Origin of the sequence: Sphingopyxis sp. (assembly GCF_035250425.1) — a bacterium.
GTDB lineage: Bacteria > Pseudomonadota > Alphaproteobacteria > Sphingomonadales > Sphingomonadaceae > Sphingopyxis.
On record NZ_DATFFD010000072.1, the window covers coordinates 1 to 20,697 of the forward strand.

Sequence of the window (20,697 nt, forward strand, 5' to 3'; positions counted from 1 at the left end):
CGACAGGCCCCACCCCGGCATGATCCCGACGCGGGTGTGCGTGTCCGCAAAGCGCGCGTTCGTCGAGGCGATCAATATATCGCACGCCATGGCGACCTCGAAACCGCCGGTGATTGCCACGCCATTGATCGCACCGATCACGGGCTGCGGGCAGAGCTCGATGGCCTTGACCGGATTGTCTCGCGGGTCCGCGGCGCTTGCCGCACCGAGATCCGCCGTATCGGCCCCGAGCTCCTTGAGGTCGAGTCCCGCGGTGAAGGCTCTTTCACCGGCGCCCGTGAGGATGATGGCGCGAACCACGGTATCGCTCGCAAGATACCGCATCGTGTCGGAAAACTCGGCCCGAAGGGCCCGCGACAAGGCGTTCATCGCTCGGGGTCTGTTGAACGTCACGGTCGCAATAGGCCCCGCGCGCGTGACGATGAGATGCGTGGTTACCATCAGCTGACTCTGCGCGGGTGATCTTCGCCGGCTCGTGGATGCGACGCCTGTTGCGAGCGATCAGAAGGCGGGCTTTGGAGCGTCGAACGGCGGATGCGCGCGCCTCGCCATATCATCGGTCGATGTCTGCGCTGCGATACTGGTCGCGCAGGAGGCGCTTGAACAATTTCCCGGTCGGCTCGCGCGGCAGCGCCCCGGTAAAGTCGATCTGTCGCGGCGTCTTCACGCCGCCAAGGCGCTCGCGAAGATAGGCCTTGAGGTCGGCCTTGAGCGCATCGCTTGCATCGGCGGGGTTACGAAGCTCCACGACAGCGACAACCTTTTCGCCCATGTCGGGATCGGGCGCGCCAATCACGGCGACGTCGCGGACCTTGGGATGCAGGGCGAGGCAATTCTCGATTTCCTGAGGATAGATATTCACTCCGCCTGAGATGATCATGAAGCTCTTGCGGTCGGTGAGGAACAGGTAGCCATCCGCATCGAGCCGCCCGATGTCGCCCAATGTCGTCCAGCCCTTGGCATTGGTTGCCGAGCGCGTCTTTTCCTCGTCATTATGGTAGGCGAAGGCGGGGCCGCCCTCGAAGAAGACGCTGCCCTCCGATCCGGCCGGCACGTCATGCCCTTCCTCGTCGCAGATGTGAATGGTGCCGACGAAGGCGCGGCCGACGGACCCTTTGCGCTCGAGCCACTCGTCGGGACCGATCATCGTCATGCCGTTGTTTTCGGTGCCGCCATAATATTCGTGAATGATAGGACCCCACCAGTCCAGCATCGCCTCCTTGACCGGGATCGGGCAGGGCGCCGCGGCGTGGAAGACGGCGCGCAGCGACGCGACGTCATAGCGATCGCGTACCGCCTCGGGAAGCTGCAGCATACGCACGAAGTGGGTCGGAACCCATTGCGAGGCCGTGACCTTGTAGGTCTCGATAAGGCGCAGCGCCTCCTCCGCGTCGAACCGGTCCATGACGACAACCGTGCCCCCCATGCGTTGTACCATGAGCGCCCAGCGAAGAGGCCCGGCATGGTAAAGCGGCGCCGGTGAGAGATAGATGCTGCCCGCGCCCATGTGAAAGCGGCTGCGCGCCACCGATGTCATCGGGGAGTCCGATGCGATCGGCGCGCCGGGCTCGAAGGGGCGCCTGATCCCCTTGGGGCGTCCGGTCGTCCCCGACGAATAGAGCATGTCCGTGCCCGCACATTCATCGGCGATCGGCGTTGGCGGGAATCCCGCGGCCGCCGCGACGAGATCGATCGCCCCGCTGCCTCCGTCGCCATCGACCAGAAAAACTTGCCAGGCAGCGCCATTTGCCGACGCCGCCTCGAGCAGGGGGAGCGTCTTGCGCGATCCGACGACGCCCCGCGCACCGCTGTCGACGAGGATATAGGCGAGATCGGCGGCCGAGAGCGTGTGCGAGAGGCACGCATAGTAGAGACCGGAGCGCTGCGCCGACCAGATTAGGGGAAAGAACCATTCGTGGTTCTCGAGAACCACGGCGAGCGTGTCGCCCGGCCGGTAACCTTGCGACCGCCAGATGTGCGCGAGGCGATTCGATCGTTCCTCGAGCGTGGCATAGTCGACCGCCGTGCCCGTCGCCGCCATGATGTAGGCTGCTTTGGACGGGTCGGTGACAGCATGATGGCTCGGATGCATTCTCTCTTCTCTCTCCCGATATTCTGCGCCGCATTGCCTGTTGCTTGACTTTGGCGACATCTGTTACAAATGATGTTACATGTCAACATAGAGATTCGCCGCGACGACGGCGAACGCGAAGGAGAGAAAAATGTTCAGTCTCGACGGCAAGGTGGCGCTCGTAACGGGGTCGGCGAAGGGAATTGGCCGGGCGGTCGCGGATGTCCTGGAAGACCATGGCGCGCTCGTTTTCGGATCCGACATCGCCCCTGGTGAGGAAAAGACGGGCCAGGGGCCGCTCCTCCAGCATGATGTGACCAGGGAGGAAGACTGGACCAGGGTATTTGCCCAAATCGCGGCCCAGGCGGGACGGCTCGACATCCTCGTCAACAATGCCGGGATCATTCTCAACAAGCCCTTTCTCCAGACCGGGCTCGACGAGCTCCGCAACATTCAGCGCATCAATGTCGAGAGCATCTGGATCGGCATGCAACAGGCCGCGCCGCTCATGGCTGAGGGCGGCGGCGGGACGATCGTGAACCTCTCTTCGATCTACGGCCAGCTCGCCGGACCGATGCAGGCGGCCTATTCGGCAACGAAGGGGGCGGTACGTATGCTCACCAAGGGCGTCGCGGTCGAATTTGCACGCGGCGGTCTCGGAATTCGGGTGAACACCGTTCATCCGGGGCCGGTCGAAACGGATTTGGGGCTGAGCGGTCTGACGCCGGCGATCGCGGCCGGCCGGTTCGCGGATCTCGATGCAGCCAAGGCGTTCGTCGCCGCCAGTTTTCCGATGGGCCGCTGGGCGAACACCGGGGACGTTGCGGGCGCGGTGCTGTTTCTCGCGTCGGATGCCTCCCGGTTCATGACCGGTACCGAGCTTACCGTCGACGGCGGATATTCGATCCTCTGAGGGGCACTCGGAGGGTGCGGCCACGGAAGTGGCCGTTACTGGGCCGCAGCTTGGCTGCGGCCCTTTTTTTATCGGAGCGGAAGCTGGCGGCCGCTTAGCCGTTCGGCGGTCCTCCACAATTCCTCGGCATTCGCCGGATCGATCGCGTAGCTCATCACGCCCGTCCGGTAGTCCGGTTCGTCGCGAACCGCGGCAACGGCGCAGTCCTGGAGATAAAGACCTCCCTGGCCCGCCAGCCTCGGCTCGGTCAGCGACCAGATCGTTGTTGCGGCGCCTTCGTCGACCGTCATGAAGTCCTCGGGCGGGATCGCGCCGGTCTTCGCCTTCTGCGTTTCCATATCGGCCGGCACCATGTCTCTCCCCATCTCGGTATGAACCTGTCCGGGGTGGAGCGAAAAGGCATCGATCCCGCGGCGACCGAGCGCTGCGCTCAGCTTCACGGCCATCAGGCAGCCGCCGGTCTTGGATTGCCCGTAACTCGACCAGGCTGAATAGGGCCGACGGTCGAAGTTGATGTCGTCGAACACGACCGGCGAATAATGGTGGCCGAACGAACTGACGCAGGCGATGCGGGCGCCGTCCGCGAGGAGCGGCGCGAGGCGGCTCGCGAGAACGGCGTGGCCAACGACATTGGTCATGAAGCCCATCTCAACGCCGATCGAGGAAACGCGGTGCTGCCCGATCACCCCCGCATTGTTGACCAGATAGTCGACCGGTCTCCCACGCTCGAGAAGCGTGTCGGCGAAGCGATCGACGCTGTCGAGGTCGGCAAGGTCGATTCCAGCGCCTCGGGTATCCCCCGCCGCGTCCGAAAGCGACGCGACAGCGGAGTCGAGCTTATCTCCGGGCCGGCTTGCCACGACGACGTCGGCGCCTGCGCGCGCAAGCGCCGCAACGGTGGCGAGGCCAATGCCGCCCGAGCCCCCGGTCACCACGGCGAACTTGCCGCGCAGGTCCTTGCCGGCGAGGATTTCTTCAGTCGCGGGGAACCGCGATGCCGAACTGAATGCGAGAGCTTCGGTCATGATGATCGTCCTTTTCGGAGTTAACGGCTGGGCGCGTCTTCGAGCATCACGCCCGAAGCGAGCAGCGCATCCATGCTGGCGAGGGCGGTGTCGCTGCGCGCTAGCAACTCGGCAAATTCGAGCCGCTCGGCCGCGAGTCTTTCGGCAAGCGGTCCGTCGGACGCCGATCGTACGAGCCGCTTGATTGCGGCAAGTGCGAGCGGTTCGCGCGAAGCCAGACTCTCGGCGATTTCCAGGGCGGACCCCACGGCATCGTCCGAGACCTCGCTCACGATCCCGAGTTCCAGCGCGCGGCGCGCATCGAGGGTGCGGCCGCGCAGGGCGATGTCGAGCGCCGGACCCTCGCCGATCAGGCGCGCGAGGCGGATCGTACCGCCGCCTCCCGGAAAGATGTCGATCCGTATTTCGGGCAAGCCGATATGCGCTACGTCGTGCTGCGCGACCCTGATGTCGCAGGCCAGCGCCAGTTCGAAGCCGCCCCCCATACAGATACCGTTGATCGCGGCGATGACGGGAATGGGCGAAGCTGCGATCGCATCGGTGAGGCGTGCGAAGTCCGCCTCCAGAAAGCTGTCCGGCTCGATGCCCCCCGACCGCAAGGCATCGGCCGCCTTGCGTATCGACGCGAGGTCATAGTGGCGGATGAAAAGGCCGGTATCGCTTCCCGCGATCACGACCGCGCGCGCTGCCTCGTCGCCAAGCACGTCCGACATCGTCGCAGCCAGTTCGCGAACGTCGCGGCTCGTCAGGATACCGTGCGGCGCTGCGCCGAACGCAACGAGCCGCACGGCACCCTTGCAGGAGACGGTGACGCTCATCAGCCGGCCGGATAATAAACGGCTTGCGGAACCATATATTCGAGGAGTCCCTCGACGCCGTTCTCGACGCCGAAGCCGCTCTGCTTGTGGCCGGCGAAGGGGACGTCTGGCCGCAGCATGAGATTCTGGTTGATCCAGACCGTGCCGGTCTCGAGCCGGCGGGCGACTTCCCTAGCCTTGGGTATATCGGATGACCAAACCGCGCCGGCAAGCCCATATTCGCTGTCATTGGCCCGTGCCACGACCTCGTCGATGTTGTTGAACTTCAGAAGCGGAAGCACGGGGCCGAACGCTTCTTCGCGCACCACACGCGAATCCTCCGGCGGATTGTCGACGAGCGTGACAGGGACGAAATAACCTGCCGCCGGCACGGCGGATCCCTCGAGCAGCACGAGGCCTTCGCTCCGCGCGTCGTCGATAAGGCTGGTGACACGTTCATATTGCCGCTGGTTCTGGATGGGACCGAGATCGGTTCCCTGTTCGCTGCCATCGCCGACCTTCGTCGCCTTGGCGATCTCGTGCAGCTTGTCGCGCATCTTGTCGTAAATCGACTCGTGAATGTAGAGGCGCTTTGTCGCGATGCAGATCTGCGCCGAGTTGAAGAAGGCGCCGTAGAAAATCCGGGCTGCAACCGCGTCGACGTCGGCGTCGGGCAGCACGATCGCCGCATCGTTGCCGCCCAGTTCGAGCGTCACGCGCTTGAGATCGCGCGCGGCCGACTCCATCACCTTCTTGCCGGTGGCCGTCGAGCCCGTGAACGAAATCTTGGCAAAACCGGGATGGGCCGTCATGAGCGGCCCGAGATCGTCGTTCCCCGTCACCACGTTGAGAACGCCGGCCGGGAATATGGATCGGAGCAATTCGCCGATCTTGAGCACGCAGAGGGGCGTGAACGGCGAGGGCTTGAGAACCATCGTGTTACCGGCAAGAAGCGCGGGAGCGACCTTCCAGATCGACAGGTTGACCGGGAAATTCCACGGTGAAATCGCGCCCACGACGCCGAGCGGCACATATTGGGTCTCGATCATCTGGCCATCGCCGCCGTCGACGACGTGGACGGGGGGCGCCATCATCGAATAGGCCCGAAGCCAGGCGACGCCGATGCCGACCTCGGCGAGCGCGCCGTCGACGGGGCGGCCCTGCTCGCGGGTGAAAAGGCGCGCGAGATCCGCGGCATGTGCCTCGACCAGATCGGCCGCTTCCCCCAGCTTGGCCTGCCGCTCGGCGAGCGGTGTCGCCCGCCACGACGGATAGGCTTTCCGGGCCGCGGCCACCGCGGCATCGAGCTGCTCCGACGTGCAATCGGGGGCCTGCGCGAACACCTTGCCCGTCGCCGGATTGATCACGTCGATCGTCTCGGTGCCCTCGACGAGTGCACCGCCGATGGTCATGCGGAAACCCGAATCAAATTCCATTTCTTCTCTCCCATTTTCCGGCTTCCGGCCCGGCGCCCATTGGCATCCCGCGAGGAACTGCGCGCCATTTCCGCAAATCGGACTTAATTGACAATGGACATAGTTTGTAACATAATACATCAACAGACAAGAAAGAAATCGGGAAAGGAACTCGTGATGGAAAGGCTCGACCTGCTCATCCGGAACGCGGCGGTCATCGATGGCACCGGCGCGCCGTCGTTTCGCGGCGATATCGGCATTCTCGGCGGCCACATTGCCGCCGTCGGGCAGCTCGGCGACCGGCCGGCGGACCGGGTTCTCGACGTGGACGGAATGACCGTCGCGCCGGGGCACGTCACGCAGCATGCCCATTATGACGCTGCGATTTTCTGGAGTCCCCATTGCCTTGATTCGGGCCCGCAGGGTGTGACGTCGATCCTGAACGCGAACTGCGGATTCAGCATGGCGCCCGTCCGGCCCGCGGACCGCGAGCGCACGATGGCGATGCTCTCGACGACCGAGCAAATCCCGGTCGAGCAACAGCGCGCCGCGCTTCCCTGGGACTGGGAGACCTTTCCCGAGTTCATGGAACGGCTTCGCGCGCTTCCCAAGAGCGTGAACATCATGACCTATTTGCCGCTCAATCCTCTTCTCATCTACGTCATGGGGATCGACGCGGCCAAATCCCGCCAGCCGAATGCCGATGAAATTCGCGAAATGCACCGCCTGATAAACGAGGCGATGGACGCAGGCGCGATCGGCATCTCGGCCTCGGTGATGGGCGCCGAGGGCAACACCCATGTCGATTTTGACGGCACGCCGATGCCGACCGACACCCTCTCGCGCGAATCGATCATCGCGATCGCCCGGGCGCTGATCGACCGGGGCGGGGGGATCGTGCAGTTTTTCGCCAATGTCGGTCCTAACGGCGATCGGGGAACATCCGAGGCTGTTGCCGAGGCGGCGAAGGGCACCGGGGTCCGCGTGATCCACAACATCTTCGTCACCGTGGAGGGACATGGCGCTCTCGTCGATGCGGATATCGTCTGGATCGATGACATGCGCAAGCGCGGCCTCGATATTTCCGGGGCAAGCCTGCTGCATTTCGGCTGGGTCGAGGGCGGCATCCGCGACCTCGACACGGCGGCCGGCAGCATGGCGGCGGTGCGGCAGATCGTCGCATGTGCCACCGATGCCGAGGTGATGGCGCTGCTGCGCGATCCCGAGTTTGTCGAGGCCTTCGCGAAGGAATATGAGAGCGACGGCCCATCCAACAGCGCCGCCGGCTTCGAGGCGCAGACGGTCGTCGGCGTCGGCGATGATCCTGCCCTTTCCCTCTATCTCGGCCGAACCCTCGCCGACATTGCTGCCGAAGAAGGGCGGAGCCCGATCGCGGCGATGTGCGAGCTTGGCTGGCGCTCGGCGTTGCGCCTCCAGCTTAAATCGGCGTCCTATTCGGCATGGGACGCGACCCTTCCGGCGCGTCTCCTGTCGCATCCCGGCATTTGTGCCGGCGTTTCCGACGGGGGCGCCCATACCAAGTCGATGTCGAACGGCTTTTATGGCACCGAGCTGCTCGTGCGCATGGGGCGCGAACAGCGCTCGATGTCGCTCGAAGAATTGCATTACCAACTCAGTTTCAAGATCGCGCGCACGCTCGGCCTGTCCGACCGCGGAGCGATCCTCCCGGGCTATTGGGCCGACCTCATCGTCTATGACCTCGGCGCGCTTTTCGTCGATTACTCGAGCTTCGACATCGTCCACGACATGCCGACGGGCGACTGGCGCCGGAACGCCCGGGCCGGGGGTTATGCCCATATCTTCGTCAATGGTGTCGAGACCTTCACGGGCGGCGCCTGGACCGAGGCAACGCCGGGTACGGTCATCATGTCCGCGGCGCCCGCGCGGGCCGGTTCACTAGCGGCTTGAGCCGCGTTCAATCAGAGGAACAGCAGATTATGACGACCGGAGCCACCATCCCGGCGGAGATGGCCCAAAAGCTTGCCACTCCATCGGTCTATGCGACCGAGGAGATCCACGAGATCTACAGCTGGCTGCGCGCGAACATGCCTGTCGCCCGTGCGCATCCCGAGGGGTTCGATCCGTTTTGGGTGGTCACCCGCCACGCGGATATTCTGGCGGTGAGCAAGGCCAATGCCCTGTTCCCGAGCGGCGCGCGCGCAACGACCTTCGCCAATGCCGGACATATCGCGCGCAACCATGAGATCACCGGATGCCCGCATCTGGTCAAATCCCTGGTGACGATGGATGGGCCCGAGCATCGCAAATATCGTGGTTTGACCCAGGGACAGTTCATGCCGGCGAAACTGCGCGAGCGCTCGCCGGCGATCCATGCGCTGGCGGCGGAATCGGTGGCCGCCATGGCAGGCCTGGGGGACGCGTGCGATTTTGCGGCCGATATCTCCATGGCCTATCCCCTGAAGGTGGTGATGGAAATCCTCGGCGTTCCTTCCGAGGATTATGACCAGATGCTGCGGCTGACGCAGGATATTTTCGGTCCGCAGGATCCCGACACCGCCAAGGCGATGGCGGCGCTCGACGCGAACCAATATTCCGCCGTGATCCAGCGCACCGTGGCGAGCCTGACCGACTATTTCACGAAGATCAGCGACGATCGGCGCGCCCGTCCGCGCGACGATCTTGCAACGCTGATCGCGAACGCGGTGATCGACGGCGAACCGATCGGGCGCGTCGAGGAAACGGGATATTACATCATCGTCGCGACCGCCGGCCATGACACGACCGCGTCGTCGATCTCGGGCGTCATGTGGGCCCTCGCTACCGTGCCCGGATTGCTCGACCAGGTTCGCGCGGACATGTCGCTTCTTCCGCAATTGATCGAGGAAGCGATCCGCTGGGTCACACCGGTCAAGACCTTCATGCGTTCGGCTGCGGAAGACACCGAGATCGGCGGGCAGGCGGTTGGAAAGGGCGATTGGATCATGCTCGCCTATGCGTCGGGCAACCGCGACGAGACCGTCTTCGAGGAACCCTTTTCCTTCCGGGTCGATCGCAAGCCGAACCCGCAGCTCGCCTTTGGCTTCGGCGGCCACACCTGCCTCGGCCAGCATATGGCGCGCCTCGAGATGCAAGCGCTTTACGAGGCGCTTCTCCCGCGGCTCGAGAGCGTCGAGCTGAATGGCGAACCCGAATATATCCAGAGCATTTTCGTGAACGGATTGAAGCGCCTGCCGATCCGGTTCCGGATGCGCTGAGCGAGCTTCAACGACAACCGCGCCGAGGGGCGCAACGGGAGAGATTTATGGCAGTAGATGGAGTGGGGTCGCTCAGCGCCCTGCGCACGCTCGCAGCGGATGCGACGCAGGTGAGCGAAGAGCGCATCGAGGCGTTTCTGCGCGCACGGGGCGTCGACGGGAACGGCGAATTGTCGGTTCGGTTCACGAACGGCAACCTGGCCGCGGGCGCGTCGGGCGGAACCTTGATGTTCGACCTGCACACGACGATCGATGGCCAGGAGAAGGTCGAGGAGTTTGTGCTGCGCTTCGATCTCGGTAGCGACGGAATTTTCTCGCAGGTCTCGCTCGACGACCAGTTCGCGATCATGCGCGCGCTGTACGCGGCGGGGCTGCCGGTCCCGGACGCGCGCTGGCTCGATCGCAAGGGCGAGATCGTGGAAGGGGCCGACTCGCTCGTGATGGGGCGCATCAAGGCCCTCACGCCGACGATCCAATATCTGCAAATGGGCCCCTATGCCGATGCGACGCCGGCGGAGCGCGACAAGATGGTTCGCGAGATCATGGCTTTCGCGGCGCGCCTTCATTCCGTTCCGGCGGCCGGGCCCGACATCGCCTCGCTGGATACGCGCGGCGCGGGGCAGGGCGACTATTTCCTCGACCGGGAAATTACCTGGGCACAACGCGAGCTCCACGCCCGCTTTCCGGAGGTCGAGGCGTGCGAGCGCGCCGAACTCCATACCGAAATGCGCCGGACGATCGACGCTGCTGCACTCGTCCTGCGCCGCCGCGCGCCGCGCGGGCTCGAACCGACGGTTTGCCATGGCGACCTGACCTTCGCGAACGCCATGTTCGACGCCGATCGCGAACTCGTTGCCATGCTCGACTGGGAATTATGCCATCACGGCCTTCCGGCGCAGGACGTGAGCTATTTCCTGTCCGCAGCGCGCGTCATCGCCTCGCTCGGCTCGACGAAGGCCGATCCTCCCGAGCGCGAGCTCGCGGTGGCCGCCTACGAGGCGGCAGGCGGGACGATCGAACATTGGGACTATGCAGCGGCGCTTTCCACCTTCCGGCTGGCGACCTGGGGCGCCATCGGCATGCGCCGCATGCCGCGCGAGCATTGGGACGGCCAGCGCCTGATGTGGGAACTCCAGAAGTCCGAACTTCTGGCAGCGCTCGCCGTGCTTGGAGAAACGGTCGAAGGATAGGATGAAACCATGGCAGAGCTTCGCGAGGTCAAGACATCGTGCCGGATTTGCATCGGAACCTGCGGTGTAAAGCTCACGATCGAGGATGGGCGTGTCACGCAGGTCCGCGGCGACAAGGATCATGTCCTGAGCCGCGGCTACGCCTGCATCAAGGGGCTCGGCGCGCCCGATGCAATGAATGCGCCCGAACGCATTCTTCATCCGATGAAACGGACGGACGACGGCGGCTGGGAGCGCGTCTCGCTCGAGCAGGCCCTGGACGAGATCGCCGAGCGAATGGGCCGGATCATCGAGGAGGAGGGGCCCGAGTCTGCGGCGCTCTTCAAGGGGACGCAGGCCTATCTCAACGTCTCGGCGGCACCGATGCTGGAGAGCTTTCAGCGCGCAATCGGCTCGCCGTCCTTCTTCACCACGATGACGATCGACCAGTCGGCCAAGTTCGTCGGTTTCAACCGCATCGGGATGTGGGCGGCGCCGCAGCATCATTTCCATGATGCCGAGGTGCTAATGCTGTGCGGGGCCAATCCCCTCGTATCCCTGTCGGTCCAGGGGGTCATCCCCTTCAACATGACCAAGCAGTTCCAGGACGCCAAGGCGCGCGGAATGAAGCTCATCGTGATCGATCCGCGGCGGACCGAGACCGCAAAGATGGCCGATCTCCACTTGCAGGTCCGGCCCGGCGAAGATCCGGCGCTGATGGCCGGCATCATCCGCGAAATCCTCGCGAACGGCTTCGAGGACAAGCCGTTCTGCCGCGACTATGTGTCGCAGCTCGACGCGCTGCGCGCCTCTGTCGACAGCTTCACCCTGGATTACACGGCCACGCGCGCCGGCGTACCCGCCGCGCAGATCGCCGATGCCGCGCGCCTGTTTGCGGCGGATAACCGTATCGGCTGCGCCTACTCGAGTACGGGGCCCAACATGGCGGCACGCTCGAACCTGGCCGAGCATCTGATCCAGACGCTCAACATCGTCTGCGGGCGCTTCATGCGCGCCGGCGACAAGCTGCGAAACCAGGGGGTGATGAACCCGCTCTGGCTAAAACCCCCGGTTGCGGAGGTCATCCCGCCGATGCGGGAATTCGAGACCGGGCCGAAGAGCCGGGTGCGCGGCATCGGCGCGATGTTCGGCGAATTGATGAGCGGGACCTTGCCCGAGGAAATCCTGACCCCTGGCAAGGGGCGCATCCGTTCGCTGCTGGTAACGGGTGCGAATCCCGCGATCGCGATGCCCGACCAGATCAAGACGGTCGAAGCGCTGAAAGCCCTGGATCTTCTTGTTGTCGTCGAGCCGTTCCCCACCGCGACGACCGAGCTCGCGCATTATGTCATTCCGCCGAAGCTTCTCTACGAACGCGAAGACCTGCTCATGACGCCCGCCTATGAGGGCATGTTCATGCCGGTTCCCTATCAGCGCTATTGCCCGGCGATGGTGCAGCCCCCCGCGGCGTCCGAGGTGGTTGACGAGTGGCGCATATATTGGGGTCTCGCGAAGCGGCTCGGAAAGCAGATCATTTTCGAGGACACGCCGCTCGACATGGAAACGGCGCCGACCACGCGCGACCTGATCGCACTCGTGATGCGCCACTCGCCCATCTCGATCGACGAGCTCGAAGCCCTTCCCGACGGGAAGATTTTCTCGGACTTTCCCGATGCGATTGTCCAGCAAGGCGACATCGGCGAAAAGCGCTTCGAGGTCATGCCTGCCGATGTCCTTGCCGACATGGCCGAGATGCGCGCCGACGACCCGTCGCTTCTGGACGCCGAATTTCCGTTCCGGCTGGTCTCCCGGCGTATGCGCGAAAGCCAGAACAGCTATGGCCGCAACTTTCCCGCGGTGCGCGAAAGGTTCAAATATAACCCGGCTTTCATGAACCCGCTCGACATGGCGAAGCTTGGTCTCGCCGAAGGCGACGCGGTCGAAATACGCTCACCGCGGGCCGCGATCGCGGGCCGCGTGCGCGCGGAGCCCGCGCTTCGCGAGGGCGTCGTGTCGATGGCGCACTGCTGGGGCGGGCTCCCGGGCACGGAGGAACCCTATGACCTGGGGGGCTCCAACACGGCGCGTCTCATCAGCCTCGATGAGGACTGCGAGGCCGTGAACCACATGCCCCGCATGACCGCGATTCCCATCCGCGTCACGCCCGTCGACGGGGCCGCCTTCGCCAATAATTTTTCCGAACCGAAAGAAGAGGTGCTCTCGTGATCATCAATCCTGTCCTGATGCCTGAAAATGCCGACTGGCCGCACGATCATAATGGCGATGAATGGTGGCAGGAGAGTGTCGTCATCAGCTGGGCCGACCCCGACAAGGAGATCGGCGGCGTGATACGACTCGGACACCAGCCGAACCGCGGGTTCACCAAATGCTGCTTTGGCATCGTCCAGCGCGACGGGCCGGGATATTCCCGCAATGCGCAGGATCTCCCCTATCGGCTGACTGATCGTCTCCCCGACGGGTTTGCCGTGGATGATTTCGTGTCGGCGACCTTCGACGGCAAAACGCACCGCTGGACCGCGAGCGACGAATTTTGCGACATGGATATTCGCGTGACCGATGTCCATGACGCGATCGACTTCATGTCGCTGACGCCGCGAAGCGCGACCACCGAAACCTGGTTCTCCAACCATATTCAGGGAGCGGGCAATTTCGAAGGCCGCGTCCGTCTCGGCGACCGCTGGTTCGATGTTCGAGGGGGAACCTATCGTGATCATAGCTGGGGAACGCGCCTGCTCCACAATCCGCGCGGCGATCTTTATGCCGGCTGGTGGCTTGGCGGCTCATTCGGTCCGAACTTCAGTTTCGGCTTTCAGGACGGTCGCACGCGCTCGGGCGATTCGATGCCCTGTGCCTATCTCGTCATCGATGGCGTGACCTATCTTGCCGAGGTGCTCGATGCGGAAGTCTCGGTCGCACTCGGCGACGGCATTTCGCCGAAGGGCGTCAAGGTCGTCGTGTATGAACCGACCCTCGGCGAAATGACGTTCAAGGCGAAGGGCTTTGGCAGCGTCGTGATGGCCCTCGAGGGGAAACATTTCGAACTGTCGATGCCCTGCCGCGTCACGTGCGGCGATCGCGTCGGCGGCGGCAGCGTGGAGACGATCCTCAATCCCCGCAATGCGACCGAATGGCCCTTCTGGGTCGAGGGTGCGGCGCTGACCAACGGTCCCAACCGGTTCGAAAATGCCAAGCTGGTGCAGGAACCGTTCAGCCGTCCGGGCTTCGTCGCCTAAATTCGCAATGACGGCAGGACGAACTGCCGCAAGATACGCCGGTGGTCTTCCTCGACATAGTCGGGGCGCGTGTTGAGGAACGCACCGACATTGCTCAGCCATTCGATGATCTGGATGTCGGTGACATCGTCGGCCAGCTGCCCCTCGTCGCGCGCGCGCCGAAGCAGCGGCTGCCAGGCCTCGAGCATCGCGGCCTGGACTTCTTTCGTGCCTCCGAACAGGAAGGTTGTGAAATGCTCGTCGCCTTCCTGGCGGACGATTTCGGCCAGCAGTTCGTCCTCGCGGCCGAGCTTGATCGAATGGGCCATTCCGTCGACCAGCGCGTCGGGCAATCGCTCGTACTTCGCAAGGTATTTCGCAAGATTCCTCGTCAGCAGCTCGACGCGCTGGGTCGCGATATATTCGAGCAGGGCGGAGCGGCTGTCGAAGAGCCGGTAGAGCGTCTGGCGCGAGACGCCGAACGCGTCGGCGATGTCGTTCATCGACGTACGATGCAGGCCGTAGCGCCTGAAACACTCGATCGCGGTCGCAGCGACATTCTGCCGCGTGACTCGGCTCTTCGGCTTCGCGTTTTTCGTCTCTGCCACAATCTTGTTCCCCGTTTCTGCGCGGCCCCACTGCGCGGCCCGCCATGGTTTTCCCGCCATTTTCACACCCTTGCGACGGTAGAACAAGCCCGTCGGAAATCAAGTTGACATAGGACAGTAATTGTAACAAATTCGGATCGATCGGACGCCAGAGCCGGAGATTTGGGAGTAGCAGATTCGGAGCCGAGCCCACGCGCCCCGCGCCGGTGGAGCGCGCCTTCTCCTTCCCGTCTCTCCAGCGACACGCCCGGTTGCAAGCGGCAAAAGCCAGGCCGGACAAGCTGCGCTCCGGCGCATCCGCGGCCATAGGGAGGGTTTGAAATGACCAAATATAAATCGATGCTGAAGGCAGCCGTCGCAATCGTGGCGGTCTCCGCAGGTGCCTTGCCGGCTGCGGCGCATGCCCAGGAGGCGGCAGCCCCGCCTGCCGAGGGCGAGATCCTCGGCAATGGTGACATCGTGGTGACCGCTATGAAGCGGTCGCAATCGCTCCAGGATGTTCCGGCATCGATCTCGGCCGTGTCGGGGGACACGCTTGCGGCGCAGGGCATATCCGATATTCGCGATCTCTCGAAGGTGGTTCCGAACCTCAACTGGGGCGAGCATTTTGGCACGACGCTCATCACGATCCGCGGCGCCGGCTCGAACGTCGATTCCGGCGCGACCGAGCCGACCGTCGCCCTCTATGTCGACGGCATCTATCTCCCGCGCTCCGACATGGCGACGTTCCGGGCGGTTGACCTAGACCGGGTCGAAGTGCTTCGCGGGCCGCAGGGCACGCTTTACGGCCGAAACGCGACAGGCGGCGCGGTAAACTTCATTTCGCAGGCGCCGACCGACGAGTTCGAGGGCAAGGTCGAGATTTCGACGGGCTCGCGCGATGCCATCGGAATCAATGGCTATCTCTCCGGCCCGCTCGCGCCGGGCATATCGGTGCGCCTCAGCAGCGGCCGCGAAAAGCAGGACGGCTACGTCAAGGTCCTGAACAATGGGCAGCGGATCAACGGCGTGAACGCGACCTATGGCCGCCTAGCGATCGCGATCGAACCCGAAGGCTCCAACATCCGGAACGACGCGTCGATCCGCTATGAACGCAATACCGCCGGCGTTGGCTACCAGCAGCCCCTCTCGACGATGATATTCCCGGCGAGCACCTACACCACCGAGCCCAATCGAATGCTCGCCGACTATCCGCACACGGGGCGTCGCGAGACATTCATCGCCTCGAACACGTTCAACTGGGAAATCTCCGACGACGTTTCGCTGAAGTCGCTGACGGGTTACATCGATCACAACAGCCATGCGCAGGTCGATGCCGACGGGACAACGCTGGACTATCAATATGTCTCCGACTTCGTTCGCAAGTCGAAGGCTTTCAGCCAGGAACTCAACGTCGTCGGCAAGTCGGGCAATCTCGACTGGCTCGTCGGGCTCTTTTTCTTCGACGAGAAATATTACGCGAACCTCCCGGTCTCGCTTGGTGCCGACCTGGCACCGGCGGCCGGATTGCCGACGGGGGCAACGATCAATCTCGGACAGGATGTGCGTATCAGGAACCTCGCTGCCTTCGTCGACCTCGATTATCGCTTCTCCGATGTGGTTTCGCTGAACTTGGGGCTCCGTCTCAATCACGAGGACAACAAGTTCACCCAGATTTTCTCGCTGGACCCGGTCGTACCCGCGTTCAGCGGCGACCTCGCCAGCAAGGGCGAAAAACTCATCCCGAAGATCGCGCTCAAGTTCGACCTCTCGGATGACGTGAGCACCTACGTCCAATGGTCGAAAGGCTATAAATCCGGCGGCAGCAACTTGCCTGGCGGTGACGGTTCGATCCAGCCGCTGTATCTGCCGGAAAATATCAGCGCCTTCGAAGCGGGTATCAAGTCGCAGTTCGCCGACCGGACCGTGACCTTCAACATGTCTGGCTGGTACTACGACTATACGAACCTCCAGATCACCCAGAACGTGCCCCCGACGACGACGGTCGTGCGCAATGCCAATGCGAAGATCTACGGTGTCGAGGCCGAGCTGCGCTGGACGCCAACTCCCGGGCTCGATCTTCATGTCGCGCCCACGCTGCAGCATGCGGTGTTCGACAATTTCGTCGCGTTCGACTCGGTCACGCAGGCGTTCGTCGACCTCGACGGCAGCCAGCTTCCGCGCGCGCCGAAGTTCACCATCAACGCGGGCATCTCGAACGAGTTCGATCTCGGCGGCGATCTCTTCTCGTCGCTGCGGCTCGAGGCGAATATCATGCACAGCTCCTCGGTGGTGCTCCGCTATGAGAATCAGTCGCCGCCAGAGCGCCAGAAGCCGTACGAGATCGTCAACTTCTCGGCGTCGATCTCGGACGCGTCGGATATGACCCGCCTCACCGCGTTCCTCAACAACGCCTTCGACGTGCTCTACAAGCAGAATGTCACGAACTTCGGCATCGGCTTCATGGGGAATTACAGCCCGCCGCGTACATGGGGCGTCCGCCTCTCGCGCAAATTCTGAGGACGAGGGGGCAGGGGCGCGGCTTCGCCGCGCCTCTGAAAACCGGAACGAGAGAGGATGGCCGCCATGTCCGTTGGCACGATTGAAAGAATTTCGGAGAACCAGGTCCTCGACCGGGCCGCGATGCGCCGCATGGACGAGGTGATCAGGAATATACCCGACGAACAGCTGCGGTCGGCGGACCACGGGGTTCCGGGCCTCGATCCGGCGGTCTCGATCGACCCGTTCTCGCATTTCGGCATGCTTCGTGATGCCGGCCAGGACGTCATACCCTATGCCAACGGGCGGTACGGACCGCTCGAGGTCTATAACGGGTTCGGGCGCGACCTGTCGCTCCCCAATTTTGCGGTGGTCGGCTACAGCGCGCTGAAGGCGATGGTTCTCGATCCGGCGAACTTCGTGAACGAAGGGGCCTATGGGGCACATGGCGACGCGCAGAACCCCGGTTTCACCTTCGTCAACGAACTCGATGGCGCCGCCCACAAGGCGATGCGCAGGCTGTTCGAGCAGGAGGTCTTCTCGCGGCGCTTCCTGACCGAACTCGCCGACGATACCATCGCGCCGCTCGCCGAGTTCCTGTCGCAGCGCATTCGCGGCATGATCGACGAAGGAGAGCCTGCGGATCTTTGCCGCGATCTCGCGCTTCCACTCCTCTACATGAGCATGGCGCGCGTCATCGGCATAGAAATGGTCGACCTCAGCTATTTCGTGGGGTTGGGCGAAGCGGTGTTCGGCGGACCGCGCGATTTCGAGGCGGCAGGGCGGGCCGCTGCCGAACTCGACGACTATTTCGGGAAGGTGTACGAGGAGCGAAAGGCCAAGGGCGATCTCGACAAGGGCGATCTCATGTCGCTGATGAGCGAGGCCGAGCGCGAAGGCTTGCGCTTCTCCGCTCGCGAGATCATAGTCTACTGCCGCTTTCTCCTCCCTGCCGGTATCGAGACGACGTGGCGCCAGGTGGCGAATATCGGTTATTCGCTCATGCTGCACCCCGACCAGTACCGCGAGGTCGTCGCCGACCCGTCGCTATCGACGGCGGCGATCGAGGAAGCGACGCGCTGGATGCCCTCCGGTTTCGTGCTGCCCCGCACCGCGGCGCATGATACCGAACTCGCCGGTGTCGCGATCCCGGCCGGATCAAGCCTTTACGGTATCTTCGGCGTCGCGAACCGCGATCCCCGGATATGGCCCGACGGGAATCGCTTCGACATCCACCGCAAGCGTACCCCGCATTTGACTTTCAGCGCCGGATCGCACGCCTGCATGGGCCAGCAGCTCGCGAGACAGAGTTTTGCCCATGTGCTTCGTTCGATGACGTCCAACCTGCCCGACATGGTCCTCGCCGCCGATCCCGCGGAGGTCCGGACGACCGGCTTTATCATTCGATGCCCGGACGCGGTGCCCGTCCGGCGCGGTTGAACGCCGGGTGACGCGGCCGGCCGGGACGGCCGCTACGACAATCGAGAATGGACTGGAGAATTCGGGTGGCGAAACTGGTGGTCGTGACGCGCGATGGTAGCGAGCACGAGATCGAGGGAGAAAACGGTCTGTCGGTCATGGAGATCATCCGCGACGCGGGCTTCGACGAGCTCCAGGCCCTATGCGGTGGGTGTCTTTCCTGCGCCACATGCCACGTCCATGTCGAGACCGGAGGGGAGCGCCTCGATCCCGCCGGAGAAGAGGAACATGAACTTCTCGACACGTCGGCCTACCGGGATGCCCGCTCGCGCCTTTCCTGTCAGATCGCATTTGCCGGACATCTCGACGGCCTGCGCGTGATCATCGCAGCGGAAGATTGAGGCGCGCTGTGTCGAGCGGCACGACACCGAAAGCGCTCGGATAGGCGTGCCCGGCGCCGCATCATTTGCCGCGACCGGCGAGGGGCCGTGCGCGGTCAACATCGCCTTCGACGACGCGTGCGCGATCCTGGCCGAGGACGCCGTGCCGCTCGGCGTCGAGACGGCCCCGCTCGCCGGGGCTGGGGGGCGGCGCCTCGCCCGGCCGGTGCTTGCCGGGATCGACAGTCCGCGGCGCGACGTCGCGGCCATGGACGGTTACGCGCTCGGACCACCCCGCGGCGCAGACGGGATTTTCAGGTCGCTTGGCGCGATCATGGCCGGGGACCGGGCCGGACACAGCGTGGGTCCGGGCGAGGCCTATCGGGTCATGACGGGCGCTCCCGTTCCCGCGGGGGCGCAACGGGTCGCAATGATCGAATATTGCGACGTGAACGGCGCCGATGTGACGGTCGCGCGGACGTCTTCGGGTAAACTGCACATCCGCCGCGCCGGCTCGGACTTCAGGGCCGGCGAAATCCTTCTCGAAGCCGGGAGGCTGATGACGCCAGCGGCGCTCGTGGCCGCGGCCGGCGGCGATCGCAGCGATCTCGAATTGTGGCGGCGTCCCTCGGTCGCGATTCTCGCGACCGGGAACGAACTCGCGGCGCCGGGGAAGGCCGCGGCGAGCTGCAATGCGATCCCCGACAGCCTGTCCGTCGCCATCGCGGAATTCGCCCGCCTTTGGGGCGGCGTGCCGCAGCGCTTCGCCCGGGCCGGCGACGATGCGGCCGCGATCGCGCTCTTTTGCCGGGACGCGGAGGAAGACGTCGTCCTGATCCTCGGGGGCGCGTCGCGCGGCGACCGGGATTTCTCCCGCACATCGCTCCTTGAAGCGGGTCTCGTGCCAAGATTCTCGGACGTCGCGATCCGGCCGGGCAAGCCGCTGTGGTACGGGCGCCTCGGGGCCAGCCACGTGCTGGGGCTGCCCGGCAACCCGACCGCGGCCATGACGGCGGCGCGGCTTTTCCTCGCGCCGCTGCTCGCGGGGGTTGGCGGGGCATGTCCGGCGGACGCGCTCGGATGGCGGCCGATGCCGGCGGCAGCGCCGGTTCCGGCCAACGGACCGCGCGAAGCCTTTCTCTGCGCGTTCGCCGAAGGCAACCACGTCAGGCTGCTCGAGCGGCAGGAAGCATCCTCCCAGGGGCTGCTCCCGCGCATGACCCGATTGGCGAGACGGCCGGCGAATGCTTGCGCTGCGCCCGCAGGAACGATGCTCGACGTCCTGGACTTTTAGCCCGCCCTCGGATTTGACGTCGCTTGCGGCCGGAGACTGCCCGTCACGAGGTCCGCGACGGTCCGGGCGTGGTTATCGACGAGCGCGCGATCGAGCCTGCCATGGCCGATGACCGCGCGGCGGCCCTCCGCCGAGGAGAAGAGGTGCGCGCACGCCCCGTCGATGATGAGGCTGACGAAGCGGGCATCGACGTCGCGAAATTCGCCGTCGGCGATACCCTGCGCGATGATCCGGCGCCGTGCCTGGGCGACCGGCGCCACGAACTGGTCGCCGATTTGCCGCGAGACCTCGGCCGATCCCTCGCGAAGCAGCTTCTGGAGCAGACGGTGCAGATAGGGACGCGCATAATAGGCCTCGACGAGGGCCTTGATGTGCATCTCCAGCTTTGCCGCGGCGCACAGGTCCGAGCCAAGCAGGCGCTCGAGATCGCGAAGGGCCCGTGCCGCGTCGGCCTGGGCGAGCGCGAGCATCAGCCCCTCGCGACTGCCGAAATAGTAGCTGACGAGCGCGACATTCGTCCGGGCGCGCCGCGAGATTTCCGCAAGCGACACCTCGAGCAGCCCCTCTTCGGTCATCAGCGCGCGGGCGGCCTCGAGAATCCGCGTCGCCGTCGCGGCGCGCGGTGCGCCGGACCGGGACTCCACATTGCCCGGCATGGG

The 20,697-nt window shown here is 64.5% G+C and carries 17 protein-coding genes; 10 read left to right on the forward strand and 7 right to left on the reverse strand.

The window, feature by feature from the left end; translation table 11 throughout:
• Both VJ811_RS04515 and VJ811_RS04520 read right to left on the reverse strand, forming a co-directional pair.
• Nucleotides 1-441: enoyl-CoA hydratase-related protein (locus tag VJ811_RS04515; RefSeq protein WP_324071087.1), on the reverse strand; the 441-nt coding region annotated here is incomplete at its 3' end.
• 112 nt (nt 442-553) lie between these two features.
• Nucleotides 554-2,092 carry an acyl-CoA synthetase gene (locus VJ811_RS04520; RefSeq protein ID WP_324071088.1) on the reverse strand — a complete coding sequence of 513 codons (1,539 nt, stop codon included), beginning with the start codon at nt 2,090-2,092 and terminating at the stop codon, nt 554-556.
• Between the two features lie 130 nt (nt 2,093-2,222).
• On the opposite strand from VJ811_RS04520, the gene VJ811_RS04525 reads away from it, so the two are divergent.
• Nucleotides 2,223-2,984: an SDR family NAD(P)-dependent oxidoreductase gene (locus tag VJ811_RS04525; RefSeq protein WP_324071089.1), complete on the forward strand. Its 762-nt coding sequence runs from the start codon at nt 2,223-2,225 to the stop codon at nt 2,982-2,984.
• Nucleotides 2,985-3,052: 68 nt separating this feature from the next.
• On the opposite strand, the gene VJ811_RS04530 is transcribed toward VJ811_RS04525, so the two are convergent.
• The 3 genes from VJ811_RS04530 to VJ811_RS04540 are packed head-to-tail and all read right to left on the reverse strand — an operon-like array spanning nt 3,053 to nt 6,623.
• Entirely contained in the window at nt 3,053-4,009 is a 957-nt protein-coding gene (locus tag VJ811_RS04530; RefSeq protein WP_324071090.1) for an SDR family NAD(P)-dependent oxidoreductase, read from the reverse strand.
• Nucleotides 4,010-4,029: 20 nt separating this feature from the next.
• Complete coding sequence (locus VJ811_RS04535; RefSeq protein ID WP_324071091.1) at nt 4,030-4,827, reverse strand: enoyl-CoA hydratase/isomerase family protein; 798 nt, start codon at nt 4,825-4,827, stop codon at nt 4,030-4,032.
• Nucleotides 4,827-6,623, reverse strand: a complete 1,797-nt coding sequence (locus VJ811_RS04540; protein WP_324071114.1) for an aldehyde dehydrogenase family protein — start codon at nt 6,621-6,623, stop codon at nt 4,827-4,829. The genes VJ811_RS04535 and VJ811_RS04540 overlap by 1 nt, the downstream gene beginning before the upstream one ends.
• On the opposite strand from VJ811_RS04540, the gene VJ811_RS04545 reads away from it, so the two are divergent.
• The 5 genes from VJ811_RS04545 to VJ811_RS04565 are packed head-to-tail and all read left to right on the forward strand — an operon-like array spanning nt 6,555 to nt 13,880.
• The gene (locus VJ811_RS04545; protein WP_324071092.1) at nt 6,555-8,150 is read left to right on the forward strand and encodes an amidohydrolase family protein; all 1,596 of its coding nucleotides are present in this window, start codon (nt 6,555-6,557) and stop codon (nt 8,148-8,150) included. The two genes, VJ811_RS04540 and VJ811_RS04545, sit on opposite strands and share 69 nt — an antisense overlap.
• A gap of 29 nt (nt 8,151-8,179) precedes the next feature.
• The gene (locus VJ811_RS04550; RefSeq protein ID WP_324071093.1) at nt 8,180-9,457 is read left to right on the forward strand and encodes a cytochrome P450; all 1,278 of its coding nucleotides are present in this window, start codon (nt 8,180-8,182) and stop codon (nt 9,455-9,457) included.
• Between the two features lie 47 nt (nt 9,458-9,504).
• Entirely contained in the window at nt 9,505-10,647 is a 1,143-nt protein-coding gene (locus tag VJ811_RS04555; protein WP_324071094.1) for a phosphotransferase family protein, read from the forward strand.
• A 9-nt stretch (nt 10,648-10,656) separates the two neighbouring features.
• The gene (locus VJ811_RS04560; RefSeq protein ID WP_324071095.1) at nt 10,657-12,852 is read left to right on the forward strand and encodes a molybdopterin-containing oxidoreductase family protein; all 2,196 of its coding nucleotides are present in this window, start codon (nt 10,657-10,659) and stop codon (nt 12,850-12,852) included.
• The gene (locus VJ811_RS04565; protein WP_324071096.1) at nt 12,849-13,880 is read left to right on the forward strand and encodes a DUF7065 domain-containing protein; all 1,032 of its coding nucleotides are present in this window, start codon (nt 12,849-12,851) and stop codon (nt 13,878-13,880) included. Before VJ811_RS04560 ends, VJ811_RS04565 begins: the two co-directional genes overlap by 4 nt.
• Here the strand turns inward: VJ811_RS04565 and VJ811_RS04570 are convergent.
• A complete protein-coding gene (locus VJ811_RS04570) occupies nt 13,877-14,467 on the reverse strand; it encodes a TetR/AcrR family transcriptional regulator (protein ID WP_324071097.1) in 591 nt (196 codons plus the stop codon). The two genes, VJ811_RS04565 and VJ811_RS04570, sit on opposite strands and share 4 nt — an antisense overlap.
• Before the next feature lie 321 nt (nt 14,468-14,788).
• Here VJ811_RS04570 and VJ811_RS04575 point away from each other — a divergent pair, with 321 nt between their 5' ends.
• The 4 genes from VJ811_RS04575 (at nt 14,789) to VJ811_RS04590 (ending at nt 20,038) form a co-directional block, all read left to right on the forward strand.
• Nucleotides 14,789-16,966, forward strand: a complete 2,178-nt coding sequence (locus VJ811_RS04575; protein ID WP_324071098.1) for a TonB-dependent receptor — start codon at nt 14,789-14,791, stop codon at nt 16,964-16,966.
• Between the two features lie 66 nt (nt 16,967-17,032).
• Nucleotides 17,033-18,385 (forward strand): cytochrome P450, encoded by a 1,353-nt coding sequence (locus VJ811_RS04580; protein ID WP_324071099.1) that lies wholly within the window; start codon nt 17,033-17,035, stop codon nt 18,383-18,385.
• Nucleotides 18,386-18,450: 65 nt separating this feature from the next.
• Nucleotides 18,451-18,765: a 2Fe-2S iron-sulfur cluster-binding protein gene (locus VJ811_RS04585; RefSeq protein ID WP_324071100.1), complete on the forward strand. Its 315-nt coding sequence runs from the start codon at nt 18,451-18,453 to the stop codon at nt 18,763-18,765.
• Between the two features lie 46 nt (nt 18,766-18,811).
• Complete coding sequence (locus tag VJ811_RS04590) at nt 18,812-20,038, forward strand: molybdopterin molybdotransferase MoeA (RefSeq protein WP_324071101.1); 1,227 nt, start codon at nt 18,812-18,814, stop codon at nt 20,036-20,038.
• Here the strand turns inward: VJ811_RS04590 and VJ811_RS04595 are convergent.
• Entirely contained in the window at nt 20,035-20,694 is a 660-nt protein-coding gene (locus tag VJ811_RS04595; RefSeq protein WP_324071102.1) for a TetR family transcriptional regulator, read from the reverse strand. The genes VJ811_RS04590 and VJ811_RS04595 overlap by 4 nt on opposite strands.
• Nucleotides 20,695-20,697 lie beyond the last annotated feature (3 nt).

What these genes read in the sequence shown, in the direction of transcription:
- VJ811_RS04520 (WP_324071088.1), bottom strand. Translation starts at nt 2,092, where the DNA reads ATGCATCCGAGCCATCATGCTGTCACCGACCCGTCCAAAGCAGCCTAC.
- VJ811_RS04525 (WP_324071089.1), top strand. Translation starts at nt 2,223, where the DNA reads ATGTTCAGTCTCGACGGCAAGGTGGCGCTCGTAACGGGGTCGGCGAAG.
- VJ811_RS04530 (WP_324071090.1), bottom strand. Translation starts at nt 4,009, where the DNA reads ATGACCGAAGCTCTCGCATTCAGTTCGGCATCGCGGTTCCCCGCGACT.
- VJ811_RS04535 (WP_324071091.1), bottom strand. Translation starts at nt 4,827, where the DNA reads ATGAGCGTCACCGTCTCCTGCAAGGGTGCCGTGCGGCTCGTTGCGTTC.
- VJ811_RS04545 (WP_324071092.1), top strand. Translation starts at nt 6,555, where the DNA reads ATGACCGTCGCGCCGGGGCACGTCACGCAGCATGCCCATTATGACGCT.
- VJ811_RS04540 (WP_324071114.1), bottom strand. Translation starts at nt 6,623, where the DNA reads ATGGGGACTCCAGAAAATCGCAGCGTCATAATGGGCATGCTGCGTGAC.
- VJ811_RS04550 (WP_324071093.1), top strand. Translation starts at nt 8,180, where the DNA reads ATGACGACCGGAGCCACCATCCCGGCGGAGATGGCCCAAAAGCTTGCC.
- VJ811_RS04555 (WP_324071094.1), top strand. Translation starts at nt 9,505, where the DNA reads ATGGCAGTAGATGGAGTGGGGTCGCTCAGCGCCCTGCGCACGCTCGCA.
- VJ811_RS04560 (WP_324071095.1), top strand. Translation starts at nt 10,657, where the DNA reads ATGGCAGAGCTTCGCGAGGTCAAGACATCGTGCCGGATTTGCATCGGA.
- VJ811_RS04575 (WP_324071098.1), top strand. Translation starts at nt 14,789, where the DNA reads ATGACCAAATATAAATCGATGCTGAAGGCAGCCGTCGCAATCGTGGCG.
- VJ811_RS04580 (WP_324071099.1), top strand. Translation starts at nt 17,033, where the DNA reads ATGTCCGTTGGCACGATTGAAAGAATTTCGGAGAACCAGGTCCTCGAC.
- VJ811_RS04595 (WP_324071102.1), bottom strand. Translation starts at nt 20,694, where the DNA reads ATGCCGGGCAATGTGGAGTCCCGGTCCGGCGCACCGCGCGCCGCGACG.